Genomic DNA, 7,736 nt, shown 5'->3' with positions numbered 1-7,736 from the left:
GCGTATCACTCTATGCTTATTGCGTCCGGTTAGCCACCGATGCGTCTCCTCTTGCCAAGCTTTTAAATCGATCATCGCTCCATCCAAATAGGGCGAGATTTTGTCCCATCCCGATTCGGATAGTGAGCCATTACTATCAATAAAACAGCTGAGATGTTTCAATTCTTCATCGTGTTTGATGGCTTTGAAAAGAGCGATGATAAACGGAAGTTGTAGGGTTGCTTCCCCACCTGAAATGGTAATACCGGCTAAGAAATAATGATTTCGGCGGATAAGTTCCACGAGTTGTTCAACACTGTAGTGATGAATTTTGGGGTTTGATTGGTGCATGCAGTGCTCAATGCAGCGATCGCAGTGAGTGCATTTATCTGCTAGCCATTCGACTTGCTGGTCAGCATTGAGGCGCAGTGCTTGCGATAGGCAGGTTGCAACACAATCACCGCAATGGTGACAGTGACGAATCGTATGTGGGTTATGGCAAGACAAGCAATTGAAGTTGCAACCTTGCATAAAAATGACCAGTCGGTTGCCCGGGCCATCAACGCAGGAGAAAGTCAGCACTCGGCTGACTTTTGCTCGGAGCGGCTGTTTTCCACTCACCATTAGTTTGGCTTACCATTAGCTTGGCTGACAGAGTTTAGCTGATAAGCCGGTTGCATTTCATGGCTAACCACGCGTGCTTTTCGCTTGAGTACGGCCGTGTTTTTGGCCGCTTCTGCCCCAAGAAACGTGGTGTTGTTGCGTGATCCGCGCTGCTCAAATTGCGCTATTTCAGACAATTTCACCATGTAACCCGTAATGCGAACTAAATCGTTCGAAGCCACGTTGGCCGTAAATTCGCGATAGCCAGAGTGGAGGGCTCCTTTACATAGGTTGAACATCGCCTCTGGGTTGGCCTTTATGGTTTCATCCAGAGTTAAAATATCGCTGATACCAGAGGTGTAATATTGATGATGTCCAGCCGTTGCTTGTACATATTCAATCGGGTTGGGTTCGGTGCCATAAGGGATGCGCACGCCCGGAGTGACATCAAGATCAAGGCTGATACCACCTTGCGCGTGCAGCAAAGCACGGCCGTTGAAGCCATATTTGACTGGTGAGTTTTGTACAATGTTGGCCAGCTTGGCGGAAATGGCGATGCCTAATTGGTTGGCGATATCATCATGGCCATAACGAGCGTTACTCTGCTCCTTTTCCAGTAATAGGTTAACGGCTTCAGCCATGCCATAAATGCCAAACATCGGTGCGAAACGAGATTCTTCAATCAACCCTTCTTGAGTCAGAAAACCTTCAAAAAAATGAGATTGTTGGTGCAGATGAGCAGCTCGAACATCCATCAGATCAATCATATATTGGCTGTAAGTGGGTAGAATCTGATCTAAAAATGTTTGGCGGTCACAGGCTTTTTTCGCGGCCTCTTTTAAATTCATTCTGACCAAAGTATTGCAGCCACCCGCTAAAGGAAGTGAGTTGTAGCAACTGACAATACCAAAACCTTGCTCGCCATAGGCGGTGGTATGAATCGGATAGTTGGCGATGTGCGGTTTACTGCATTGACAGATATTATCGGTCGCTTGGCGCAGTAAATCGTCAGGGGTGATGGAAGGGTCATACATGAAGGTAAGGTTGGGAGCGATCTGTTTCAGTTCAGCATCGACACGTAAAATAGTCCGACAAATAATATTGTCGCTCGGGCCGATGTTGGCGTGCATGAAAGCATCGGGCAGAGTGCGATCAAGCATGATCCAAAACAGCTTCAATTTTTGATAAATCGCCACTTCGCTCAGTTCGCCCACATAGGGTAATAACACGCTATCCAATTGCCCCAAATAGACAGGAATAGAGGTCACTGAAGGCACGTGATGGTACAAAATGGTCAGCATATTGAGTGCTTCATCAAAATTACTGGCAGGCGAAAGCTCTAAATACTCACTGCCTTGTGCTAAAAATTTGGCGTAGTCAGGCAACACGTAACGTGGTTTAAAAGGGGCATGGCCTTCAAACATATCGCAGATAATGTCTTGTTCCATTGCACGAGCTAACTCAGGAGAGAGTTTCAGATAGGGCAAGCTTGCTTCGGCCTCTAGCGCAAGGAAGTGTGACTTTTGTTTAGGCGAGAGGTATGCGTCAGTGATGATGGCTTGGAAGCGTTGCTGTGTATCGAGTGAATGGCTCATGAATTAAACCCTTATATTATTGTGGTTTAATCCTAATGTGCTTGGTTACTTTTCACTATTGATAATACATCAAGTAGTCATTTCCATAATGGAAATAAAAACGCCACTTAGTTATCGTCGAAGTGGCGTCATCAGGAACCTAAGGTTAGGCGTATTGCGCTTCGATTTGGTTCGATTTTAGATAAGCAGGGTGAGTGGCGAGCTGCTCTAAGTAACGTTCAATATTCGGGAAGTGAGTAATCGCTCCGTTGGTCAGCAATATTTCAGCAATGAATGACATCATGAAATCAGCGCCAGTGAGTTGGTCGGCCACTAAGTAGCGTTTACCCGCTAAACACTGGTCAAAATAACTCATCACTTTGGCCGTTTCGCTTTCTGCATAGCCACCAAGGAAATTCGTTTGACAGCCATCTTTGGCAACAAACATTTTTAATAGCAGCGGCAATATGGCAGAGCTTTCTGCAAAGTGGAGCCATTGCTGGTATTGCACATATTCCACGCTGCCACGCTGAGGCGCAAAGTGTTGGCCGTATTTTTCTATCAGGTAATCGGTAATGGCGCCAGATTCAGCAATCACCAAACCATTGTCTTCAATCACAGGTGACTTACCTAACGGATGCACGCTTTTTAGTTCGGGCGGTGCCAGAAAGGTCACACTATCACGTTGATATGGAACTACTTGATACTCAACCCCTAGCTCTTCAAGTAACCAGATAATGCGCTTAGAGCGTGATTTATTTAGATGGTGAAGTTTGATCATTATGCGGTCCTTATTAAAGTGGTTGGTTGATTTGGATAACCAGTTTGCCAAAGTTTTTGCCTTCCAATAGACCAATAAAGGCTTGTGGTGCGTTTTCTAAACCGTCAATCAGTTGCTCGCGGTATTTCACTTTCCCTTCGCTTAGCCATTGAGTCATGTCAGTAGCAAATTCGTTATAGCGATGGCCGTAGTCATCAAAAATAATGAAACCTTGCATGCGAATTCGTTTGGTAAGCAAGGTGCCCATCAGCATAGAGAGACGATCAGGTCCTTCAGGCAGCGACGTTGCATTGTATTGAGAAATCAAGCCACACAGCGGAACTCGCGCTGCTGTGTTAAGCAGAGGTAAAACCGCATCAAAGACTTTGCCACCGACATTTTCGTAGTAAACGTCAATCCCTTGAGCACATGTTTTAGCCAATTGCTCTGCAAAATCGTCAACTTTGTGATCAATACATTCATCAAAACCTAATACTTCTTTAGCGTAACGACATTTTTCTTCACCGCCAGCAATGCCCACCACATGGCAGCCTTTGATTTTAGCAATTTGACCAACCGTTGCCCCTACTGGGCCAGTAGCTGCGGCGACTACCACCGTTTCACCTTGCTTCGGCTGGCCGATGTCTAGCAAACCCATATAAGCGGTAAAACCGGGCATTCCCATGATGCCTAGTGCGTATGAGGGTGAGGTTGGATTTTTACCGAGTTTGAGTAAACCTTCGCCGTTAGAAATAGCGTAATCCTGCCATCCGGTATAAGCGAGTACCCACTCACCTTGCTCAAATTTTGGGTGGTTTGATACTTCCACTTGACACACGGTCCCGCCTACCATGACATCATCAATTGCGACAGGATCGGCGTACGATTTAGCATCACTCATGCGGACGCGCATGTAGGGGTCAAGTGAAAGATAAACACTACGCAGCAGTACTTCACCAGCGGCCGGTGTTGGTTTAGGCGCATGTTCTAAGCGAAAGTTGGCCGGCGTTGGTGCACCGACAGGGCGTGAAGCGAGTACAATGAGGCGGTTAGTTTGTTCAGTCATTGGAGAGTCCTTTATTATTTTAAATTAGACCAGTCGTCTAGTTTGAGTTTCAAAAAAACCGCTATCGAAATAGCGGAGTGAATCTTAACTAGGGCACTGGCCTTGTAAAATGTGTTCGGTGCTCGTAAGCGCTTGTGCAAGTCCTTGGTTATCTTGACGCAGTTTACTGAGCAAACTTGCGCCGAGCCAAAGGTTATAAAGCAATTCTGCGGTTTGCTGGCTGTGTTGTACGTGAATGGAGCCGTCGTCGATCCCTTTTTGGATACATTTTCCGACCGCCTCAATAATGCTGTCTGCACCTTTCAATAAAGCAACACGCATCGCATCAGACAAGTCTGAAACTTCCGCGCTTAATTTCACCACCAAGCAGCGCTGTGCATTACATAGGCCATTGCTCTGCTCATACCAACATTGCCAGTAATGCATCAGGTGTTGGTAGGCGTTGCCTTCTTCTTGGTTAAACAGGGCATTGATCCGCACTAAATAGTGCTGAAAATAGTCCGTAATCAGTGCCTCGCCAAATTGCTCTTTTGACTTAAAGTAGTGATAGAAAGAGCCTTTGGGCACATCAGCGGTTTTTAATAATTCAGACAAGCCTACGCTGGTGAAGCCTTTGGTTACGACAAGTTGGTAACCGACCTCAAGGATGTGTTGGCGAGTATCATGGGTTTTTGTATTCATGGACGGCACTATAATTCAAATTAGACCAGTCGTCTAGTTTTGTGTGCCCATATTGTCTTTGTGCTACTGGCTATGGTTGCTGAATAACAGAAATGGACGCTTCCTCCTTGAAGTGTCGCACTATTATTTATCTTTTAATGAGTGAGCGATGAGACTATTTTTCTGTCTTTAGCGTATCCGATGGCCAAATGAGGTTTTGCCCATTGCTGGGTTCAGCTTGAATAGTCAAGGCTGGAACTATTTCCTTATCCTCTTTTTTATATGGCTGCGTAGAGAAATTGGCGGTAATTTTACTGCCATCACCAAAGGTTGTTTGTTGTACCATCCCTTGTTCATCAAGCCATTTAAAATCGACTAAAGGTTGGTTCCACACTACTTCATGGATTGGTGTAAACCCTTGTTGATAGCGGCGTAATGCGTTGACTCGAGCGCTGTTAGGCGTCGCTTCATCACGGCTAAGGTGAATCATCGCTGGGGTGTTATACAGCATGGCGATTAAATCTCGCTCCGCTTGCACATTGGAAAACTTCACGCTGTCGCTGTGCCAGTGGTGACTGCTGATCACCTCATCATGGAACACGGCCTGATAGAGAGGAATACGGTATTGCGGTGCAAATAACAGTGTTTTGTACGGCTCTTTGACTTGTGCGGGTTTGAAGAAAAAATCGGGTTTATTGTCTGGAAACCATGCCCCAAGAAAATAAGGCGATTGACGGTTAGTTTTCATATCCGGATCTGTCCAGCCAAATCCTACCGTTTCTAAACCATGAGCAAAGGCGAGCCCTTGTGCCGTCAGGCTGTTACCATCTTCAGAGCCGAGAACCACATTCTGTTCATTGGCTATCCAGCGCATGCGTTGATTGAATGCCTCCAGCATCGCGCTTTCTTTCATTCCTTGGCCCTCTTGGTATGAGTAATCTTCACGGGCCATTCCGGTCCCATCCACATCAAGAAACAGGCTGTTAAAGCGGCCATATTTTAAAATCGCCGCAATGCGTTGCTGCGCAAATCCTAATTGGCAGGCAGGGTTAAGGTAAAAGCCGTTGCCACGAAATCCTTTATGTTGTTTACCGTCGGCGTTTTCTATCGCACATTGCTCACGCATCGAATCCGGTAGCTGCGCGGTAAGCCAACCATCGTTGATGCCTTTTGCAATGGCGGTATTGTAGGAGTCGTACACCCCAACTAAGTAGCCAGCTTGTTTTGTTTGGTCAACCACTTGTGGCTGGTAAAAGGCGGGCATCCAATTATCCAAACCTAGCCAGAGGTGCTGCAAACCAGCTGAGCTGAGTGCGTCAATCATGGAAGTCGATAGCCCCTGTCCCCAAGTGCTGGCATCACGTAGAAACGTTAGCTTCTGCTCTGCGAGCCATGCTTTTCGTGCCTGAGCGGCTTGGTATTGGCTGGCAATTCCAGCCTCGTTATTTGAGGGCGACTCTTTGATCCAAGAGTTCAGCCCATTATTCACCTCTTCAATCAGCAAACGTTTATGATAGCGGCTTAAGAAATCTTTGCCCTTGATGAGCGGTTTGAGTTCTTTGAGTGCTTCGTTTGACGCTGTCCACTGCGGCTGCTCAAAATACCAAGCTTTCAATGCCCAGAAGTCGCTAACATCTTGCTCAGAGAGTAAGTCTCTACCAAACAGATAGACATGGCTTGCGCCGATAAGCTCTTTTATGGCCGGATTTTGCTGCGCTTTCTGTTCGAGCGTTTGCGATAGTCCATTCTCTTTTCGCCACTGGCGATAACGTTTTGCGCCATCTAACGGCGAGTTGCCAATAGAGATTTCCACCTCAAAAGGCTCATTTTTGTTGAGCACAGTGAAAGCGTGCGTGGCTTGCATGTCTAGCTTGTTTTGCTTGGCGCTAAAATTGAGTTTGTTGTTGGTGGCGGTATTGAGTTGGTAGCTCACGTACTGCTCATCGCTTGCTTCCACACTCCAAAATGGCATTTTGAGATCTTGGGTGGTATTGCTGGCAGAGCGTTCCGCTATGAGGTAGTTCACCCACTGTGGGTTATCCGTTGGAATCCGCATTCCTTCACTAAAAGGAAGAATGAGCGTTTTGCTTTGCTGCTCAGGCAGTTCAAACCACTGCACGGTTAACGGTTTAGCACGAGAGATTTTACTCTCGGCGCTCGCGGTAATCGACAGCTTCAATGTTTGTTGTAAATTGGCCTCAACCTTTAACTGGCTAGGAACAAGCAGCCAAGAGGCGTGATGTTGATTATCTTGTTGCAGTTGGCTGACTTGCTGTGGCTGGCCGTTAACGGTTAGCTGGCCTTGGTTAATGGTTAGCTGGACATTTTGCTGCCAATCAATAGCAAAATTTTGTGGCTCTATTTGCACGGTTTGGTTTTGATTATGCAGTGTAATTGACGCCGGTTGTGATTGGCTAGCCAACGCCAAAAGTGGCGTACAAGTGATCAATAAAGAACAAAGTGGTTTATACATGGTTTGTCATTTCCAGTGTGTCTCGGTATGCTGATTACATAAGAAATCGACAAATCAATTGTCACCCTGATGTCTTCATTGAGCCTGCTTTGGCAGAGTCAAACGTTGTACATATTCCACTTTGATTGTTCCTTGATACTCGATAGTTTTGATCAGAGTACTGAGCCATTTAGCCGAGCTGGGGGATGAGCTTGGTTTGTCCAATAATTGCTGAGTATTACTTATTGCTACCATATCTTGCTGCTTGATTAACTGAAATTGGTCGTCAAACCATTGCCAAGCAAGGCTTGTTGGGGGGGCAATTTGTCAATGCAGTGGGGGACTCAAGCGCTAGTGGGTAGCCACCGTTGGGAGAGGCGGATTGCAACCATGTGGAGCCAAAAGGCATGGTAAGAACTAACCAATAGTGCTGTTTGTCGAGTGTCAGTCGATAAACGCCATCTTGGGGAGCAAAGAGCAGCTCTGGGCTTTCTAATTCTATATAAGGGGCTGATGACGTTACTTGGCTCTGTGAGATGATCAAGCTATTGTCAGGGCCAAGAAGTTCAACCTGGCTAGGCAGCTTCGCTCCCTCCATTGATAATTTAAACTGGTAACCTTGCTGCATCACGTTGGTTTTTT

General features: G+C 46.3%; 8 protein-coding genes. All 8 read right to left on the bottom strand.

Going from position 1 to position 7,736, the window contains the following annotated elements; genetic code table 11:
* Window positions 1–603: YjjW family glycine radical enzyme activase (locus tag VOR_RS0107950; protein ID WP_010319181.1), on the bottom strand; the 603-nt coding region annotated here is incomplete at its 3' end.
* Window positions 603–2,177, bottom strand: coding sequence for a YjjI family glycine radical enzyme (locus tag VOR_RS0107945; RefSeq protein ID WP_010319180.1), 1,575 nt, complete (start codon window positions 2,175–2,177; stop codon window positions 603–605). The genes VOR_RS0107945 and VOR_RS0107950, both read right to left, overlap by 1 nt.
* Window positions 2,178–2,322: 145 nt before the next feature.
* Entirely contained in the window at window positions 2,323–2,937 is a 615-nt protein-coding gene (locus tag VOR_RS0107940; protein ID WP_010319179.1) for a glutathione S-transferase family protein, read from the bottom strand.
* Window positions 2,938–2,950: 13 nt separating this feature from the next.
* On the bottom strand, window positions 2,951–3,982 hold the full coding sequence (curA, locus tag VOR_RS0107935) for an NADPH-dependent curcumin/dihydrocurcumin reductase (RefSeq protein ID WP_010319178.1): 1,032 nt from the start codon (window positions 3,980–3,982) through the stop codon (window positions 2,951–2,953).
* A gap of 84 nt (window positions 3,983–4,066) precedes the next feature.
* The gene (locus VOR_RS0107930) at window positions 4,067–4,663 is read right to left on the bottom strand and encodes a TetR/AcrR family transcriptional regulator (RefSeq protein ID WP_010319177.1); all 597 of its coding nucleotides are present in this window, start codon (window positions 4,661–4,663) and stop codon (window positions 4,067–4,069) included.
* 154 nt (window positions 4,664–4,817) lie between these two features.
* Window positions 4,818–7,115 (bottom strand): glycoside hydrolase, encoded by a 2,298-nt coding sequence (locus VOR_RS0107925; protein WP_010319176.1) that lies wholly within the window; start codon window positions 7,113–7,115, stop codon window positions 4,818–4,820.
* 75 nt (window positions 7,116–7,190) lie between these two features.
* Window positions 7,191–7,364, bottom strand: coding sequence for a DUF2861 family protein (locus VOR_RS19080; protein WP_491066624.1), 174 nt, complete (start codon window positions 7,362–7,364; stop codon window positions 7,191–7,193).
* Between the two features lie 16 nt (window positions 7,365–7,380).
* On the bottom strand, window positions 7,381–7,736 hold a 356-nt coding region (locus tag VOR_RS17780), incomplete at its 5' end, for a DUF2861 family protein (protein ID WP_010319175.1).

Origin of the sequence: Vibrio ordalii ATCC 33509, from assembly GCA_000257205.1 — a bacterium.
Taxonomy (GTDB): Bacteria; Pseudomonadota; Gammaproteobacteria; order Enterobacterales; family Vibrionaceae; genus Vibrio; species Vibrio ordalii.
This window is presented reverse-complemented; position numbering and strand designations above follow the sequence as displayed.